This window comes from Microbacterium sp. WCS2018Hpa-9 (assembly GCF_031843745.1).
In the GTDB taxonomy this organism is placed as follows: Bacteria; Actinomycetota; Actinomycetes; order Actinomycetales; family Microbacteriaceae; genus Microbacterium.
The window spans coordinates 753,313-771,215 of record NZ_JAVTIY010000001.1 but is presented as its reverse complement, the minus strand read 5'-3'; the positions used below and the strand labels follow the sequence as shown (position 1 = coordinate 771,215).

Genomic DNA, 17,903 nt, shown 5'->3' with positions numbered 1-17,903 from the left:
CCCCCCCCCCCCCCCCCCCCCCCCCCCCCCCCCCCCCGCTTCTCGTTTCCGTGCATTTCCGCGTGTTTCAGGGATGTTTCAGTTGATCACCACTCAGTAACGGTTCATTAGCCGAGTGCGATGTCCCCTTAATCGCGGGTTACAGTCAACTATCCCTACGCGTTCGACGATGAGCGCGCAGTCTGATGAATACCCGTCCACAGGAGGACACAAAGTGAAGCGCAACAAGATCGCCCTTGCGGGCACTGCGTTGTTCGCGATCGGCGCCCTGGCGCTCGCGGGCTGCGCGAGCGGTGGAAGCGACGACGGCGACGGCGGATCCGGTGCAACCGGTGACGCGGACGCCATCATCACCACGAACGGCTCGGAGCCCGAGAACCCGCTGATCCCCACCAACACCAACGAGGTGGGTGGCGGAAAGATCCTCGACGAGATCTTCGCCGGTCTGATCTACTACGACGCCGACGGCAAGCCGGTCAACGACGTGGCTGAGGAGATCACCACGGAGGACCCGCAGAACCTCACCGTCAAGATCAAGGAAGGCCTGACCTTCACCGACGGTGAAGAAGTCACCGCCGACAACTTCATCAAGGCGTGGAACTACGGCGCGCAGGCGGAGAACGCTCAGCTCTCGGGCTACTTCTTCGAGGACATCGAAGGCTTCGTCAACGACGCCGGTGACCCCGCGAACCCCGATGACGACGTCTTCGGTGCGCAGGGCGACATGGCCGGCCTCAAGCAGGTCGACGATTACACCTTCACGATCGCGCTGAACAAGCCGGCTTCCGACTTCGCGCTGCGTCTCGGATACTCGGCGTTCTACCCGCTGCCTGACGCCGCCTTCGAGGACATGGAGGCCTTCGGCCAGTTCCCGATCGGCAACGGTCCGTACATGATCGACGGCGCAGACGCGTGGCAGCACGACGTGCAGATCGACCTCGTCCGCAACGACGACTACGACGGCCCCCGCAAGGCGGCCAACGGCGGTCTGACCATCAAGTTCTACGCCACGCAGGAAGCGGCTTACGCCGACCTGCTGTCGAACGAGGTCGACGTCATCGACGCGATCCCGACCAACTCGCTGCCCGTCTTCGCAGACGAGCTCGGCGACCGCGCAGTGAACCAGCCGTCGGCTGTGTTCCAGTCGTTCACCATCGGTCAGTTCCTCCCGCACTTCAGCGGCGAAGAGGGCCAGCTGCGTCGTCAGGCGCTGTCGATGGCCATCAACCGCGAAGAGATCACCGAGACCATCTTCTCGGGCACCCGCACCCCGGCCGCCGACTTCACGTCGCCGGTCATCGCGGGATGGTCGGAGGAAGTCCCCGGCAGCGAGGTCCTCGACTTCGACCCCGAGAAGGCGAAGGAGCTGTGGGCCGAGGCCGACGCCATCTCGCCGTGGGACGGCGAGTTCAAGATCGCTTACAACTCCGACGGCGGGCACGACGCCTGGGTCGACGCGGTGAGCAACAGCATCAAGAACACGCTCGGCATCGAGGCATCGGGTGACCCGTACCCGACCTTCCAGGATCTTCGCACCAAGATCAACGACCGCTCCATCACCACGGCAGCGCGTTCGGGATGGCAGGCCGACTACCCGGGTCTGTACAACTTCCTCGGACCGCTCTACGCAACGGGTGCCGGTTCCAACGACGGTGACTACTCGAACCCCGAGTTCGATGAGCTCATCTCCGCCGGCATCAGCAACCCCGACGCCGACGCGCAGATCGAGGACTTCACCCAGGCGCAGGAGGTCCTGTTCCAGGACCTTCCCGCGATCCCGCTGTGGTACTCGAACGTGACCGGTGGCTTCAGCGAGAACGTCGACAACGTCACGTTCGGCTGGAACTCGGTTCCGCTGTACTACGAGATCACGAAGGCCGGCGAGTAAAGTCTGACGGCACTTCACCTGTGAGGCGGTGACGATTCTTCGTCACCGCCTCACAGGCTTGTGTTCGCATGGCTTTCTCTGCCCTCTAAGAAGGGACAAGCGGATGCTCGGTTACATTCTGAGACGTCTACTGCAGGTGATCCCGGTCTTCTTCGGAGCCACCCTGCTCATTTACTTCCTCGTGTTCGCCATGCCCGGCGACCCGATCCTCGCCCTGTTCGGCGACAAGACGCCGAGCCCGGCAGTCGTCACACAGCTGCGCGAGCAGTACCACCTGAACGATCCGTTCATCGTGCAGTACTGGTACTACATCACGGGCGTGTTCCAGGGCGACCTGGGCACCACCTACTCCGGTCGGCCGGTGTCTGCGGTGCTCGCCGCCACGCTTCCGGTCACCGGCCGCCTCGCGGTGATGGCGATCGCCATCGAGTTCGTGCTGGCGATCATCATCGGCACGATCTCGGCGCTGCGCAAGGGCAAGCTGTTCGACAACATCTCGCTCGTCGTCGCGCTGGTCGCGATCGCGATCCCGATCTTCGTCGTCGCGTTCCTCGCACAGTATTTCCTCGCGATCCAACTCGGATGGTTCAAGCCGACTGTCGGCGCCGACAACGACTGGGGTGGTCTCTGGCTGCCGGCGATCGTGCTCGGCTTCAGCCTCTACGCCGTGAGCATGCGTCTGATGCGCAGCTCCGTCATCGAGACCCTGAACCAGGACTGGGTGCGCACGGCCTACAGCAAGGGGCTCTCGCGCAACCGCGTTCTGCCCGTGCACGTGCTGCGCAACTCGCTGATCCCTGTGATCACGAACTCCGCGACAAACTTCGGCGTGCTCCTCGTCGGCGCGACCGTCACCGAGGGCATCTTCAACGTCCCCGGTGTGGGAAACACGCTGTTCCAGGCGATCCAGCGCGGCGAGGGACCCACGGTCGTCTCGTTCGTGACCGTGTTCGTCATCCTGTACGTGTTGGTGAACCTTCTCATCGACCTGCTCTACGGTCTGCTCGACCCGAGGATTCGCTATGCCTGATCCCACATCTCAGAAGCACTACGTCGCTCCGATCGAGACGGAGTCGATCTCGGTCGACGCCGTCCGCATCTCCGACAAGCCCAGCAATCTGTGGCGAGACGCCTGGTTCGACCTGCGGCGCCGTCCGCTGTTCTGGTTCTCGATCGTGCTCGCGCTCTTCTTCCTCGTGATGGCGCTGTGGCCGACGCTGTTCACCGCCACGCCGCCGAACGACGACTGCCAGCTGGCGAACAGCAACGGCGGCCCGACCGACGGGCATCCGCTCGGGTTCACGTTCCAGGGTTGCGACATCTATGCACGCATCGTGTGGGGGTCGCAGACCTCCCTCGCAGTCGGCCTCATCGCGACGCTGATCTCGTCGGTCCTCGGTCTGATCATGGGAGCCCTCGCGGGCTTCTACGGCGGATGGCTCGACGGCCTGCTGTCGCGCATCGGCGACATCTTCTTCGCGATCCCGTACATCCTCGCGGCCGTGGTCGTGATGACCGTCTTCCGGGATTCCCGCTCGGTGTGGACACTCGCTTTCGCCATCGGAGCATTCGCGTGGGCCTCGACGGCCCGCGTCGTGCGCGCTGAGGTGCTCAGGGTGCGTCAGGCGGACTTCGTGATGGCCTCGCAGGCGCTCGGGCAGTCGAAGTTCAAGATCCTCTTGAACCACGTCGTCCCGAACGCCATCGCACCGCTCCTCGTCGTGTCGACCCTCGGACTCGCGGCGGCGATCGTCGCCGAGGCGACCCTGTCGTTCCTCGGTGTGGGTCTCGGCAGCGACGTGATGTCGTGGGGCAACGACATCGCCAAGGCTCAGGCCTCGTTGCGTGTCGCGCCGATGGCACTCATCTATCCGTCGATCGCGCTCACCCTCGCGGTGCTGGCGTTCGTCACCCTGGGCGAGCTCATCAGAGACGCCCTCGACCCGAAGGCGAGGGCACGCCGATGAGCGAGCGAATCACCGAACAGGTCCCGCTGCTGAGCATCCGCGACCTCACGGTCGCGTTCCGCACGCAGGAGGGCCTGCGCGAAGTGCTCCACGGAGTCAGCTTCGACGTCATGCCCGGAGAGACCGTCGCGATCGTGGGCGAGTCGGGTTCAGGCAAGTCCACGACGGCCACGGCCATCGTGAACCTGCTGCCTGGCACCGGTCAGGTCACCGCCGGGTCCATCACCCTCGAGGGGCGCGAGCTCACCACACTCAACCGTCGTGAGATCGAGGCCGTGCGCGGTCGGGACATCGGCTTCGTGCCGCAGGACCCGATGTCGAACCTCAACCCCGTCTGGAGCATCGGCTTCCAGGTCAAGGAGGCGATCCGTGCGAACGGCATCGCCCAGGGGCGCGACGCCGCCAAGGCACGCACCGTTGAGGTGCTGCAGCAGGCCGGACTCGCCGACGCCGAGAAGCGTCTGCACCAGTTCCCGCATCAGTTCTCGGGCGGCATGCGTCAGCGCGCGCTGATCGGGATGGGCCTCGCGGCCGACCCGAAGCTGCTCATCGCCGACGAGCCGACCTCGGCTCTCGACGTGACGGTGCAGCGCGTGATCCTCGATCACATGGCCTCGCTCACCCGTGACAAGGGCACCTCGGTGCTGCTGATCACGCACGACCTGGGCCTCGCGGCCGAGCGTGCCGACAAGATCATCGTGATGAACGGCGGCAACATCGTCGAGGCCGGCCCCAGCCGTGAGATCCTCGAGAACCCGCAGCATCCGTACACGAAGCGTCTGGTCGCCGCGGCGCCCAGTGTCGCATCGCAGCGCATCCAGGCGGTGGTGGAAGACCGGGGCATCGAGACTCTCGACGACCTCGCCGACATCCCGCCGACGGTGCGCGTCGCCGGGCTCACGAAGGACTATCGCATTCGCCAGGGCGGCTTCCGCAGCGAAGCCTTCCGTGCGGTCGACGACGTCTCGTTCGCGATCCCTCGAGGCAAGACCCTCGCCCTGGTGGGGGAGTCGGGCTCCGGCAAGTCCACAGTGGCGAAGATGGTGCTGAAGCTCGAGGAGCCCACCAGCGGCATCATCGAGATCGACGGCCAGGATGTGTCGAAGCTCTCGAACGCCCAGGCGTTCGGGCTGCGTCGGCGCATGCAGCCGGTGTTCCAGGACCCGTACGGCTCGCTCGACCCGCTGCGCAACATCGGCAACACGATCGCCGAACCGATGCAGATCCACGGTGTCGGCGACCGCGCGTCACAGCGTGAGCGGGTCGAGGAGCTTCTCGATCAGGTCTCGCTGCCCCGCGTTCTCGCAACCCGGTATCCGAACGAGCTCTCGGGCGGACAGCGGCAGCGTGTCGCGATCGCGCGTGCGCTCGCGCTCAAGCCCGACATCATCGTGCTCGATGAGGCCGTGTCGGCGCTCGACGTGCTGGTGCAGGATCAGGTGCTGCAGCTGCTGGCCGAGCTCCAGTCGGAGCTCGGACTCACGTATCTGTTCATCACGCACGACCTCGCCGTCGTCCGCGTGTCGAGCGACCTCGTGTGCGTCATGGAGAAAGGCAAGATCGTCGAGCAGGGCACTGTCGACGAGATCTTCGCCAACCCGCAGCAGGAGTACACCGATCGTCTGCTGAAGGCGATCCCCGGGGCATCGATCACCCTCGGCGGTCACTGAGAGTGAGCACCGAACCTCGACCGGAGGCCGCACGGAGATTCCGTGCGGCCTCCGGGCCTGTCTCCCTCGTTCTCTGCTCGCTGCTCGCGATTTTCCTGCTCGGTGATGCGGTCGTGCGTGCCGGCTGGGGGCAGATGCTCCTGCTCGCCCCCTGGGTGCTGCTCGGACTCTGGGTCGTCTACGAGATCGCCTTCGTCTCTGTCGTCCGAGTCGACGGCGAGGGAGCGATGGTGCAGAACATGCTGCGCCGAACGTCGTTCGGCTGGAGCCGCGTCCGCGACATCGACCTGCGCTGGCAGCTCGTCTTCTCGCTCGAGGACGGCTCGGATGTCTCGAGTTACGGGGGGCCGGCGAGAGCACGCCCGATTCGGCGCCAGGTGCGCGAGGACGACGAGGCCAAGGCGCCCGCCGGACTCCGCGAGCTCACCGAGATCCGTGACCGCTGGCAGGCGGCTCCGTCGACCGCGGACGCTCCGATCCGCCGCACCTGGGACTCTCAGGCGCTCATCGCGCTCGGCATCATCGTGCTCTGGGCCGTGGCGTCGATCGTCATCGCGAACGCCTGATCGCGGAACTGCGTCAGCCAGGGAGCCCGAAGAGCGTCGGCCAGGTGGCCGCCGCCCACGGGTAGCCGACGAACACCGTCGCATCGATCAGGAAGTGCGCGACGAGGAACGGCAAGAGTCGACCGCTGCGCTGGAACAGCCATCCGAAGAGCAGCCCCATCGCCAGGTTTCCGATGAACGCTCCGGGGCCCTGGTAGAGGTGGTAGCTCGCGCGCAGCACTGACGTGGTGAGGATGATCGCCCACGGCCCCCAGCCCAGCTGCCTGAGCCGTGCGAAGAGATAGCCGAGCACGACGAACTCCTCCTGCAGCGATGCGCGGGCTGCCGCCAGCAGAAGGACGGGCACGGTCCACCAGTAGGCGTCGAGCCCTGCGGGGTTCACCGCGACGAAGAGTCCGAGAGCGCGTCCGGCGAGATACAGACCGAGACCCGGGATGCCGATGGCTGCGACCAGGAGGATCCCGCGACCGACATCGGGTGCGACCCGGGTGCCGTCGAGACCCAGCCTGCCCAGATGCGGCCGTGATGACTGCCACAGCAGGAAGCAGACGAGCAGCACAGGGACGAGGGAGAACCCGATCGACAGGAGTTGGTAGATCAGGTCGAAGATCTCCCTGTCGCTCCGGGACGGGTTGAGGGTCGCTGTCTGGTCGGCCAGTGGCGTCTCGTCGGTCAGGCGGTACGCCAGCTGCACGATCGCATAGACCGCGGACTGGCCGAGACCGAGGGCGAGGACGATGGCGATCTCCCACCACAGACGAGCGCGCGAGGGCGTGGAAGAGAGGTCGGCAACGGTCACGCTCCCGATCGTACTTCGAGCGCTCAGGAACGAGTCGTCGGCATACGGTAGTCTGGAACGTCGGCTTCTCGACAAAACCCCACACTCTTTAGGACATCTGCATGGCGCACGCCCTCCGTTCTGACCTCCGCAACGTCGCAATCGTCGCTCACGTCGACCACGGTAAGACCACCCTCGTCGACGCCATGCTGCGTCAGACGGGCTCCTTCGGCGAACACGCGCACGTTGATGAACGCGCGATGGACTCCAACGACCTCGAGCGTGAGAAGGGCATCACGATCCTCGCCAAGAACACGGCGATCACTTACAAGGGCAAGCATGCTCAGGGCAAGGAGATCACGATCAACGTGATCGACACCCCCGGTCACGCCGACTTCGGTGGAGAGGTCGAGCGCGGCCTGTCGATGGTCGACGGTGTCGTGCTGCTCGTCGACGCCAGCGAGGGCCCGCTCCCGCAGACGCGCTTCGTGCTGCGCAAGGCGCTCGAGTCCAAGCTGCCCGTCATCCTCCTGGTCAACAAGACCGACCGTCCGGATGCTCGCATCGCCGAGGTCGAGGAAGAGGCCCACGACCTGCTGCTCGGCCTCGCGTCCGACCTCGTCGACGACGTGCCCGACCTCGACGTCGACGCTCTGCTCGACGTCCCCGTCGTCTACGCGTCCGGCCGTGCCGGTGCCGCGTCGCGCAACCGTCCGGCCGACGGATCGCTGCCTGACAACGACGACCTCGAGCCGCTCTTCGAGGCGATCCTCGAGCACGTTCCCGCTCCGGCGTACGACGACGAGCACCCGCTGCAGGCCTGGGTCACGAACCTCGACTCCAGCCCGTTCCTCGGCCGCCTCGCGCTTCTCCGCGTCTTCAACGGCACGCTGAAGAAGGGTCAGACCGTCGCCTGGGTCCGTGCTGACGGCACGCACCAGAACGCGCGCATCACCGAGCTGCTCAAGACGCGTGCACTCGAGCGCTACCCGGCCGAGTCGGCAGGCCCCGGCGACATCGTCGCCATCGCCGGCTTCGAGAACATCACGATCGGCGAGACCATCGCCGACCCCGAGGATGTCCGCCCGCTTCCCGCGATCACGGTCGACGACCCCGCCATCTCGATGACGATCGGCACGAACACCTCGCCGCTCATGGGCAAGGTCAAGGGCCACAAGCTCACCGCTCGAATGGTCAAGGACCGTCTCGACAAGGAGCTGATCGGCAACGTCTCGCTCAAGGTGGTCGACGTCGGACGCCCCGACGCCTGGGAGGTTCAGGGCCGCGGCGAGCTGGCTCTCGCCATCCTGGTCGAGAACATGCGTCGTGAGGGTTTCGAGCTCACCGTCGGCAAGCCGCAGGTGGTCACGAAGAAGATCGACGGCAAGACCTACGAGCCGTTCGAGCACCTCACGATCGACACGCCTGAGGAGCACCTCGGCGCGATCACGCAGCTGCTCGCGAACCGCAAGGGCCGCATGGAGAACATGACGAACCACGGCACCGGCTGGGTGCGCATGGAGTTCATCGTCCCGTCGCGTGGCCTCATCGGCTTCCGCAGCGAGTTCCTCACCACGACTCGCGGCACCGGAATCGCCAACGCGATCTCGCACGGCTACGAGCCGTGGGCGGGTTCGATCACGACCCGTCAGAACGGCTCGATCGTCGCCGACCGCTCGGGTGTCGTCACCCCGTTCGCGATGATCGCCCTGCAGGAGCGCATGTCGTTCTTCGTGCAGCCCACGCAGGAGGTCTACGAGGGCATGGTCATCGGCGAGAACTCGCGCGCCGACGACATGGACGTCAACATCACGAAGGAGAAGAAGCTCACCAACATGCGTGCGGCGAGCTCCGACACCTTCGAGTCGATGACCCCTCCGCGCCAGCTCACCCTGGAGGAGAGCCTCGAGTTCGCGCGTGACGACGAATGCGTCGAGGTCACGCCCGAGGTCGTCCGCATCCGCAAGGTCAACCTCGACGCCAACACGCGTGCTCGCGACACCGCGCGCCTGAAGCGTCAGGACGCCGGCTCCTGAGAATCGTCTAAGAGAAGGGCCCTGTATCGCCGTAAATGGCTGTACAGGGCCCTTTTTTCATGAAACGCCCAGGCGGGTCGTTGCAGAATCGTTACCTTGCGCCTGGGGCAATCTCCCGATGAGTGTCCTGTGACGGGCGTACGACGACCCGAAAGTCGAACCCATGCTTCAGAACACCCGCGCGCTTCGGCGCGCCCACGCGGCGGCATCAGCTCGCAACGCGATCACCGCACGCCGCCCGAAACTGATTCTCGGAACGATCACCGGCGGCATCCTCGGCCTCGCCCTGACCGTCGGGATGGTGTCCGCCCCCGCGGCCGGTGCGGAGATGCCGGACGCCGTCGCCGGTGTCACATCCTTCGTCACCGGCGAGACCGAGACGCCGGCGAAGAGCGCCGACGACTCAGCCCTGACGATGGTCGCCGCTGAGGATGCCGTCGCAGCGGCCGAGGCGCTGAACGCCGAGGTCGCGTCATCGGGTCTCGACCTCGGTGCCGCGCCCTCCGCTGTCGATACCGCCGATGTGACAGCCTGGGTCGCTCAGCTCGCGGACCGCGACGACTTCTCGAACAGGGAGCTCACGAGCCTCACCGCGTATGCGGTCACCGGGACCGACGAGATCGTCGCTGAGACCGCCGCGCTGCAGGACTCGTACGTGGCGGCGCAGCAGGCCAAGGCCGCTGCGGACGCGGCTGCGGTGCAGGCCGCGGCTGAAGCCGCGGCCCTCGCTCAGACGAACACCGTCGACGGTGCGAAGGCCGCGGCTCGCGACATCGCATCAAGTCAGTACGGATGGGGCGCAGACCAGTTCTCCTGCCTGGAATCGCTGTGGACCAAAGAATCCGGGTGGAACTACCAGGCGTACAACGCCTCGGGTGGCGCGACGGGGATTCCGCAGGCGCTGCCCGGCAGCAAGATGGCCTCTGCCGGATCAGACTGGCAGACGAATGCGGCCACGCAGATCCGCTGGGGTCTCGGATACATCTCGTCGGTGTACGGCACCCCGTGCAGCGCGTGGGGGCACTCGCAGTCCGTGAACTGGTACTGAGCCTGCGGCATCCGACCCGCACCACCGCTGAGACCCACCCCGCATCATCTGCGGCGGTGGGTCTCGGTGTTCTCGGACACGCGCTGAAACAGGCACTGCGTGCTCTAGGCAGCGCGACGCATTCCCACTACGGTGAGCGGTGACGGCTGGGGGGTCGTGAACCCGGAGGAGAGCGTATGGACGTCGCGGCACTGGCAGACATCCCCCAGCAGGTGTCGACGGGCAGCCTGCCGGGGTGGGACAGCGTCGACGAGCTCGTGCGCGAAGCCCACCGCCGTTATGCGGATGACCGCACGGGGGCCGTCGCCGATTACATCCCCGTGCTGGCGGAGGCAGACCCCGAGCTGTTCGGTCTCGCGGTGATCGAGGTCGACGGCGGTCTGCACGATGCGGGAGATGCGCTGCATCCGTTCTCGATCCAGTCGATCTCGAAGATGTTCGTGTACGCACTGGCCATCCAGGAGCACGGGCATGAGCGGGTGCGCGAGATCGTGGGCGTCAACAACACAGGGCTCGCTTTCAACTCGCTGATGGCGCTCGAGCTCAACGCCGGGCATCCCATGAACCCGATGGTCAACGCCGGTGCGATCGCGACCACGGCGCTCATGCCGGGGCAGACGGCCGTCGAGCAGTGGGAGCGCGTGCGAGAGGGGCTCTCGGCCTTCGCCGGGCGCCCGCTGAGTCTCGACGGGGTCGTCTACGCGTCCGAGGCGGAGACCAATGAGCGGAACCGGGCGATGGGGTGGCTGCTGCGGAGCTACGGACGACTCGCCGGCGACCCGGATGAGGTGGTCGACGTCTACACGCGTCAGTGCGCGCTCAGCGTCACCGCTCATGACCTCGCGGTGATGGGCGCGACGCTCGCAGACGGCGGCGTGAACCCGATCACGGGCGACCGCGTCGTCTCGGCGGACGTCTGTCGCGACACCCTCGCCGTGGTGGCGTCGACCGGCCTCTACGAGGCTTCAGGGGAGTGGCTGTTCGAGATCGGCCTGCCAGCCAAGTCGGGGGTCGCCGGAGGCATCGTGGCTGTCGCACCCGGCAAGGGCGCAGTCGCCGGGTTCTCACCTCGGCTCGATCCGGCGGGCAACTCTGTGCGGTCGCAGCTCGCGATCGGTCACCTCTCGCGCGCACTCGGCCTGAACCTGTTCGCTTCCGCGCCCTCGCCGACCACTCGGTCGACGGACTGACCCCCTTCACCGTTCGGAGGCTCCTGCCATGACACACACCGCTCCGGCTCCCACGAAGACCTCCTGGATGCCGCTCGTCAGCCTCTTCCTCGCCCAGGTGCTCATGTCGTTCAACGTGGCCGCCCTCCCGATCTCGCTCGGCGGCATGGTCAGCGAGTTCGGAGTGCCGCCGACCGTCGCGAGCACGACGATCGTGATGTACGGGCTCGCCGTGGCCGCGCTGGTGATGACCGGCGCGAAGCTCGGCCAGCGCGTCGGCTGGGTGCTCATCTTCCGGGTCGTGATCGGCCTGTTCGCCGCATCCTCCGTGCTGATGATCGTGTCGCCGAGCGTGGGCTGGGCCATCGCGGGGCAGGCGGTCGCCGGCGCGGCGGCGGCGATCATCGTGCCCTCGATCGTCGCCCTGATCGCCGAGAACTATCGCGGCCCCCAGCAGGCGACGGCGATCGGCGCGATCGGATCCGCGCGGGCCATCTCGGGAGTGACCGCCTTCCTGATCGGCGGCACGCTGGGAACTCTCGTCGGATGGCGTCCGATGTTCTTCATCGTGTTCGGCATCGCGGTGGTGGTTTTCGCCTTCAGCTTCACCCTCCGCGGCGATCGCGGCGACGCGTCGATCCGCATCGACCTCGTGGCGTCGCTGCTCATCGGTGCGGCGATCGTGCTCCTCACCCTCGGCTTCAACAACCTCAACGGGTGGGGTGCCGTCGCAGCGACCGAGGCCGCGCCCTTCAGCATCCTGGGGCTCTCGCCGGCGCCGGCCTTCGTCGTCGTGGGAATCGTGCTCGGGCAGTGCTTCTTCGTCTGGACGCGGCGGCGGATGGCTGAGGGCAAGGTGCCGCTGATCGACCTCAGCATCCTGGACTCCTCGAAGGAGCGAGCGGCCGTCTACGCGATGTTCATCGTGGTGGCGCTCGAGGCATGCGTGAACTTCACCATCCCGCTGTACATCCAGATCGTGCAGGGGAGGACGCCCTTCGACACATCGCTCGCGATGATGCCGTTCAACCTGACGGTCTTCATCACCGCCACCCTCGTCGTGCGCTTCTACAAGCGCTACCCGCCGCGGGTGATCGGCGTCTTCGGGTTCATCCTGACCACCGTCGCGCTCGTCTGGCTGTCGTTCGTCGTGAACAACAACTGGGAGACGCTCCCGACGATCCTCGGACTGGTCGTCTTCGGCATCGGCCAGGGTGCGCTCGTGACCCTCGTGTTCAACGTGCTCGTCACCTCGGCGCCCGCTGAGCTCGCGGGGGATGTCGGTTCACTTCGAGGCACCACGCAGAACCTCGCCTCTGCGGTCGGCACCGCTCTGGCCGGCGCGCTCCTCGTCTCGCTCCTCGGATTGAGCATCGGTCGTGCGGTCGTCGAGCATCCCGAGCTGCCGCCCTCGCTCGTCGCGCAGGTCGACATGGACAACCTGAACTTCGTCAGCAACGACGACCTCCGTGCAGCCCTCGAGCAGACCGATGCGACCCCCGAGCAGATCGACGCGGCGGTGGCCGTGAACGAGGAGTCGCGCCTGGGCACGTTGCGACTCGGGCTGCTGCTGCTCGCCGGCCTCAGCGCGGTGGCGATCCTGCCGGCGTCGAGGCTTCCGAAGTACAAGCCCGACGAGATCCCCGATCCGTCGCCGGTCTCGGGCTCGGGTCCGAAGTGACGCTCAGCGGAGCTCGGAGATGAGAACCGCGCTGGTTCCGGCGACGGTCGCCTCGAACACGTGCGGTGCATCTCCGGCGTACGAGAGGTAGTCGCCGGGGTTCAGCAGCACGGGGTCGTCCGTCGGGCCGATGAGAGCCTGGCCCGAGATGAGGACCACGTGCTCGGTGGTGCCGGGGTGATGCGGATCGGATCGCCGCGCGTCGCCGGGTTCGGCCTGGATCAGGTAGACATCCCGGCGGGCACCCGGGGGGCTCGCCGACAGCAGCGTCGCGCTGTACGCCGCCGCAGACGACGGCACCCCGGCGAGGTCGTCGGCGCGGATGAGCGTAGGTGTGTTCGTCTGCTGGTCGACGAGCACGGCGAACGGCACCCCGAGCGCGACGCCCAGAGCCCACAGCGTCTCGACGCTGGGGTTGCCGGAGCCGGACTCGAGTTGCGAGACGGTCGCCTTCGAGATCCCCGCCCGGCGTGCCAACTCGGAGACGGATAGGGCGGCTCTCTCACGCTCTCTGCGCAGGGTGCGAGCGATGCGGGTTCGGAGATCCTCCATGCGTTCAGTATGTCAAACGATCGTTCGCTTGACTATTCTCACCGCGGTGTTCAGAATGATGGTCATGTGTTCACTGCAGCGAACGGTCGCGCGATGAGCGCTGAGCGCGAGGTCTGGCGTGAGGCGCTGGGGGTGGTCCTCGCGACCAGCGCCTACGGCGTCTCGTTCGGCGCGCTCGCCGTGGCATCCGGTCTCGATGTCTGGCAGACGTGCGTCCTCAGCCTGCTGATGTTCACCGGCGGATCGCAGTTCGCGTTCGTCGGCGTGTTCGCCGCAGGGGGTGTGTCGGCGCTTCCCTCGGCCATCGCCTCGGCGACCCTGCTCGGGGTGCGCAACGTCGCATACGGCATGCGGATGTCTCCGATCGTCGGAACCACGCCCGCACGCCGGGTCGCGGCGGCGCACTTCACGATCGATGAATCCACCGCGGTGGCCATCTCGCAGAGCGATCCTCGCCTGAGGCAGGTCGGCTTCTGGGTCACCGGCATCGGGATCTTCATCGGATGGAACATCACGACGCTGATCGGCGCGCTCGTCGGCGACGTGCTCGGAGACCCCAAGACCTGGGGGCTGGATGCCGCCGCTGCCGCAGCCTTCCTGGCTCTGCTCTGGCCGCGCCTCAAGGAGCGCCAGGCGATCGCGGTCGGCGTGGCCGCAGCGGTCGTCGCTGCGTCGCTCACGCCGTTCATCATGCCGGGGCTGCCCGTGCTGGTCGCCGCTGTCGTCGCGATCGTCGTCGGCTGGTTCAACTGGCTGGGGAGGCTCGACGGCTCGACAGTCGACGGCGGGGAGGTCGGCCGGTGAGCGTCTGGAATGCGATCCTGCTGGCCGCGGTGATCTGCCTGGCACTCAAGGCCACCGGCTACCTCGTGCCGCCGAGTGTGCTCGAGGCGCCACGACCGGCGCGCATCTCCGACCTGCTGACCGTGGCGCTGCTCGCCGCACTCGTGGCCGTGCAGACTCTCGGAGCCGGGCAGGCTGTGGTCGTCGATGCGCGGGTTCCCGCTCTGCTCGTCGCGGCCGGTCTCCTGTGGCTGCGTCAGTCGTTCCTCGTCGTGGTGTTCGCCGCTGCGGGCGTCGCCGCCGTCCTGCGGCTTCTCGGCCTCGCTGTCTGAGCCGAGCAGATCGTCGACGCGCGTAGGATCGACTCGTGCGTAACGGTTGGATCTCCCGGGTGCTTTCATGGATCGCCGCGGCTCTCGTCGGCGGCGTCTTCGGCGTCGCGGGGACGATCGGCCACAGCCTGATGTGGGGACCGGTGCCCGTGGGGCTCCTGGTGGGAGCGATCGCCTGCGGCTCGATCCTCGTCGCGATCCGCGCACTCACCCACGATCGAGGCGCGACTCTCGCCGCGGGGCTCGGCATGCTGGGCATGCTGGTGCTCATCTCCGGCGTCGGTCCGGGTGGGTCGGTGGTGGTCGAAGACACGCTCAATGGCCGCATCTGGACCTATCTCGTCGCGGGGCTCGTGCTTCTCGCCGTGGCATGGCCGTCGTTCTCGCGACTTCCCGCACGCACCGAGGCGCCGGCTCCCGTGCCCGCAGCGCTGTCCGGGATGTCCGATGCCGACGCGCCGCGTGCCCGGCCTGCCCCTGCTCTGGGCGATCGGACCGGCAGCGAGTCGTAGACTGGGGGAGTGACGTATGTGATCGCTCTTCCGTGCGTCGATGTCAAGGACCGCGCCTGCATCGACGAGTGCCCCGTTGACTGTATCTACGAGGGCGAACGCTCGCTGTACATCCACCCGGACGAATGCGTCGACTGCGGTGCGTGCGAACCCGTGTGCCCCGTCGAGGCGATCTACTACGAAGACGACTTGCCTGACGAATGGCAGGACTACTACAAGGCCAACGTCGAGTTCTTCGACGAGGTCGGATCTCCGGGTGGTGCCGCCAAGGTCGGCGTCATCGCGCACGATCATCCGATCATCGCCGCTCTGCCGCCTCAGGGCGAGTAGTCCGTGAGCGTTCGCGATCTCGCCGACTATCCGTGGGATGCGGTCGTTCCCTACCGTCAGCGCGCCGCCTTGCATCCGCGGGGCATCGTCGACCTGTCCGTCGGGTCGCCCGTCGACCCGACGCCCGAGCTGATCCGTCGAGCACTGTCGGAGGCCACGGACGCGCACGCGTACCCGCAGACCGTCGGCACGCCCGCTCTGCGCGAGGCGATCGTCGCGTGGTACGCCCGCCGCAGGGGAGTGGCCGACCTCACGGTCGACAACGTCCTGCCCACGATCGGCTCGAAGGAGCTCGTGGCCCTGCTGCCGACTCTGCTGGGTCTCGGCGACGGTGACATCGTCGTGCATCCCCGAATCGCCTACCCGACCTACGAGGTGGGCGCCCGCGTCGTCGGAGCTACGCCGCTGCCTTCCGACGATCCTGCCGACTGGCCCGAGGGCACCAAGCTCATCTGGATCAACACGCCGGGCAACCCCGACGGCCGCACCTGGACGGTGGAGGAGCTGTCAGCGGCGGTGCTGCGGGCCCGTGAGCTGGGAGCCGTGCTCGCGAGTGACGAATGCTACGCCGAGCTCGGGTGGGATGGCCAGTGGGCGACCGACCCGATTCCGTCGATCCTCGACCCGCGCGTGACGGGTGGCAGCAGGGCGAATCTGCTCAGCGTCTATTCGCTGAGCAAGCAGTCGAACCTCGCCGGCTACCGGGCTGCCTTCGTGGCCGGGTGCGCGCGCATCGTCGGCGAGCTGCTCACGGCGCGCAAGCACCTGGGGCTGATGCCGCCGGAGCCGGTGCAGCACGCGATGGCAGTGGCTCTGGGCGACGACGAGCACGTCGCTGCCCAGAAGGAGCTCTACCGTGCTCGGCGCGACGTGCTGCGGCCCGCGCTCGAAGCTGCGGGGTTCCGGATCGACGGCTCGGAAGCCGGTCTCTACCTGTGGGCGACCGAGGGGCAGGATGCCTGGGCGAGCATCGAGAGGCTTGCAGATCTCGGCATCCTCGCGGGCCCCGGCCCGTTCTACGGCGCGTCCTCGAGCCAGCACGTGCGGCTGGCGCTGACGGCTCCTTACGAACGGATCGCCGAGGGCGCCCGGCGCCTGCGCGAACAAGCCGTGTAGGTTCTCGCCTCAGACCGATGGTTCTTTTGTCGGTTGTCACAGTAGGCCTGTGGGCCTACTAGGCTGTAAAGGCGATTCGGTCGTGTATCGACGATCTCGAACAGACCTGGTGCACAGCGCCGTGACATCGCCACATCCGACTTGATGAAGATCCATGAGGAGGCCCGCGTGAGCGCAGCGGCAGAGCAGCAGGCGACAGCGAAGCTGACGATCGGCGATACGACCGCTGAGTTCCCACTCCTGCGAGGCACGGCGGGCAACGACAGCATCGACTTCTCGACGCTGACGCGACAGACCGGCTACACGGGGCTCGACTATGGGTTCGTCAACACCGCGTCGACCAAGTCCGCGATCACGTTCATCGACGGAGACAAGGGCATCCTGCGCTACCGCGGATATCCGATCGAGCAGCTCGCCGGATCGACGAGCTATCTCGAGGTCGCCTGGCTTCTCATCTACGGCGAGCTGCCCTCTGCGGCCGAGCTCGCGGAGTTCGACGAGAAGATCCGCCGCCACACGCTGCTGCATGAAGACCTGAAGCGTTTCTTCTCGGCGCTTCCGCACACCGCGCACCCGATGTCGGTGCTGTCGTCGGCCGTCGCCGCCCTCTCGACCTACTACGAGGGCCAGACCGACCCGCACAACCCCGAGCACGTCGAGCTGAACATGATCCGCATGCTGGCGAAGCTGCCGGTCATCGCCGCCTACGCGCACAAGAAGAGCATCGGCCAGGCGTTCCTCTACCCCGACAACTCGCTCGGTTTCGTCGAGAACTTCCTCAAGCTCAACTTCGGCGTGCATTCCGAGGAGTACCAGGTCAACCCGGTCATGTCGAAGGCCCTCGAGCTGCTGCTCATCCTCCACGAAGACCACGAGCAGAACGCGTCGACCTCGACCGTGCGTCTCGTCGGTTCGACCGGTGCGAACCAGTTCGCATCGATCTCTGCGGGCATCCAGGCGCTCTCCGGGCCGCTGCACGGCGGTGCGAACGAAGCCGTCCTCACCATGCTCGGCCAGATCCGCGACTCGGGGCAGAGCGTCTCCCGATTCGTCGAACGGGTGAAGAACAAGGAAGAGGGCGTGAAGCTCATGGGCTTCGGGCACCGGGTCTACAAGAACTACGACCCCCGCGCCAAGCTCGTCAAGGAGGCCGCCGGCGAGGTGCTCGCCGAGCTCGGCGTCACGGATCCGCTGCTCGACCTCGCTCAGGAGCTCGAAGAGCTCGCTCTCGCAGACGACTACTTCAAGGAGCGTCGTCTCTATCCGAACGTCGACTTCTACACCGGCGTGATCTACAAGGCGATGGGCTTCCCGACGCGGATGTTCACCGTGCTGTTCGCGATCGGTCGTCTGCCAGGATGGCTCGCGCAGTGGCGCGAGCTGCAGCTCGACCCGCAGACCAAGATCGGTCGCCCGCAGCAGCTCTACACGGGTTCTCCGGAACGCACCTTCCAGACGCGCTGACGTCGAGCACG

17 protein-coding genes are annotated in these 17,903 nt (G+C 66.8%); 15 read left to right on the top strand and 2 right to left on the bottom strand.

The features are described 5' to 3' along the window. The first annotated feature begins 214 nt into the window (after nucleotides 1–214). The 5 genes from RQG82_RS03810 (at nucleotide 215) to RQG82_RS03790 (ending at nucleotide 6,091) form a co-directional block, all read left to right on the top strand. Nucleotides 215–1,888 (top strand): ABC transporter substrate-binding protein, encoded by a 1,674-nt coding sequence (locus tag RQG82_RS03810; protein ID WP_311257784.1) that lies wholly within the window; start codon nucleotides 215–217, stop codon nucleotides 1,886–1,888. 103 nt (nucleotides 1,889–1,991) lie between these two features. Next, nucleotides 1,992–2,918, top strand: coding sequence for an ABC transporter permease (locus RQG82_RS03805; RefSeq protein ID WP_042542011.1), 927 nt, complete (start codon nucleotides 1,992–1,994; stop codon nucleotides 2,916–2,918). Further along, the gene (locus RQG82_RS03800) at nucleotides 2,911–3,855 is read left to right on the top strand and encodes an ABC transporter permease (protein WP_311257783.1); all 945 of its coding nucleotides are present in this window, start codon (nucleotides 2,911–2,913) and stop codon (nucleotides 3,853–3,855) included. Before RQG82_RS03805 ends, RQG82_RS03800 begins: the two co-directional genes overlap by 8 nt. Further along, entirely contained in the window at nucleotides 3,852–5,525 is a 1,674-nt protein-coding gene (locus tag RQG82_RS03795) for an ABC transporter ATP-binding protein (RefSeq protein WP_311257782.1), read from the top strand. Before RQG82_RS03800 ends, RQG82_RS03795 begins: the two co-directional genes overlap by 4 nt. A gap of 2 nt (nucleotides 5,526–5,527) precedes the next feature. Continuing rightward, nucleotides 5,528–6,091, top strand: a complete 564-nt coding sequence (locus tag RQG82_RS03790; protein WP_311257781.1) for a PH domain-containing protein — start codon at nucleotides 5,528–5,530, stop codon at nucleotides 6,089–6,091. Between the two features lie 13 nt (nucleotides 6,092–6,104). Here the strand turns inward: RQG82_RS03790 and RQG82_RS03785 are convergent, their stop codons facing one another. Continuing rightward, entirely contained in the window at nucleotides 6,105–6,890 is a 786-nt protein-coding gene (locus tag RQG82_RS03785; protein ID WP_311257780.1) for a type II CAAX endopeptidase family protein, read from the bottom strand. A gap of 101 nt (nucleotides 6,891–6,991) precedes the next feature. On the opposite strand from RQG82_RS03785, the gene typA reads away from it, so the two are divergent. The 4 genes from typA (at nucleotide 6,992) to RQG82_RS03765 (ending at nucleotide 12,803) form a co-directional block, all read left to right on the top strand. Beyond that, entirely contained in the window at nucleotides 6,992–8,905 is a 1,914-nt protein-coding gene (gene typA, locus RQG82_RS03780) for a translational GTPase TypA (RefSeq protein ID WP_311257779.1), read from the top strand. A 163-nt stretch (nucleotides 8,906–9,068) separates the two neighbouring features. After that, entirely contained in the window at nucleotides 9,069–9,953 is an 885-nt protein-coding gene (locus RQG82_RS03775) for a phospholipase (protein WP_311257778.1), read from the top strand. A gap of 176 nt (nucleotides 9,954–10,129) precedes the next feature. Continuing rightward, nucleotides 10,130–11,143, top strand: a complete 1,014-nt coding sequence (gene glsA / locus RQG82_RS03770; RefSeq protein ID WP_311257777.1) for a glutaminase A — start codon at nucleotides 10,130–10,132, stop codon at nucleotides 11,141–11,143. Nucleotides 11,144–11,171: 28 nt separating this feature from the next. Then, nucleotides 11,172–12,803: an MFS transporter gene (locus tag RQG82_RS03765; protein ID WP_311257776.1), complete on the top strand. Its 1,632-nt coding sequence runs from the start codon at nucleotides 11,172–11,174 to the stop codon at nucleotides 12,801–12,803. Between the two features lie 3 nt (nucleotides 12,804–12,806). On the opposite strand, the gene RQG82_RS03760 is transcribed toward RQG82_RS03765, so the two are convergent. After that, complete coding sequence (locus RQG82_RS03760; protein WP_311257775.1) at nucleotides 12,807–13,355, bottom strand: XRE family transcriptional regulator; 549 nt, start codon at nucleotides 13,353–13,355, stop codon at nucleotides 12,807–12,809. 93 nt (nucleotides 13,356–13,448) lie between these two features. Between RQG82_RS03760 and RQG82_RS03755 the strand changes: the two genes are divergently transcribed. The 6 genes from RQG82_RS03755 (at nucleotide 13,449) to RQG82_RS03730 (ending at nucleotide 17,892) form a co-directional block, all read left to right on the top strand. After that, a complete protein-coding gene (locus tag RQG82_RS03755) occupies nucleotides 13,449–14,159 on the top strand; it encodes an AzlC family ABC transporter permease (RefSeq protein ID WP_311257774.1) in 711 nt (236 codons plus the stop codon). Beyond that, complete coding sequence (locus RQG82_RS03750) at nucleotides 14,156–14,470, top strand: AzlD domain-containing protein (RefSeq protein WP_311257773.1); 315 nt, start codon at nucleotides 14,156–14,158, stop codon at nucleotides 14,468–14,470. Before RQG82_RS03755 ends, RQG82_RS03750 begins: the two co-directional genes overlap by 4 nt. Nucleotides 14,471–14,505: 35 nt before the next feature. Further along, nucleotides 14,506–14,982 carry a histidinol dehydrogenase gene (locus RQG82_RS03745; RefSeq protein WP_311257772.1) on the top strand — a complete coding sequence of 159 codons (477 nt, stop codon included), beginning with the start codon at nucleotides 14,506–14,508 and terminating at the stop codon, nucleotides 14,980–14,982. A gap of 9 nt (nucleotides 14,983–14,991) precedes the next feature. Continuing rightward, on the top strand, nucleotides 14,992–15,312 hold the full coding sequence (gene fdxA / locus RQG82_RS03740) for a ferredoxin (RefSeq protein ID WP_042542002.1): 321 nt from the start codon (nucleotides 14,992–14,994) through the stop codon (nucleotides 15,310–15,312). Between the two features lie 3 nt (nucleotides 15,313–15,315). Then, nucleotides 15,316–16,428 (top strand): succinyldiaminopimelate transaminase, encoded by a 1,113-nt coding sequence (gene dapC / locus RQG82_RS03735; RefSeq protein WP_311257771.1) that lies wholly within the window; start codon nucleotides 15,316–15,318, stop codon nucleotides 16,426–16,428. A gap of 144 nt (nucleotides 16,429–16,572) precedes the next feature. Beyond that, the gene (locus RQG82_RS03730) at nucleotides 16,573–17,892 is read left to right on the top strand and encodes a citrate synthase (RefSeq protein WP_396653545.1); all 1,320 of its coding nucleotides are present in this window, start codon (nucleotides 16,573–16,575) and stop codon (nucleotides 17,890–17,892) included. Nucleotides 17,893–17,903 lie beyond the last annotated feature (11 nt).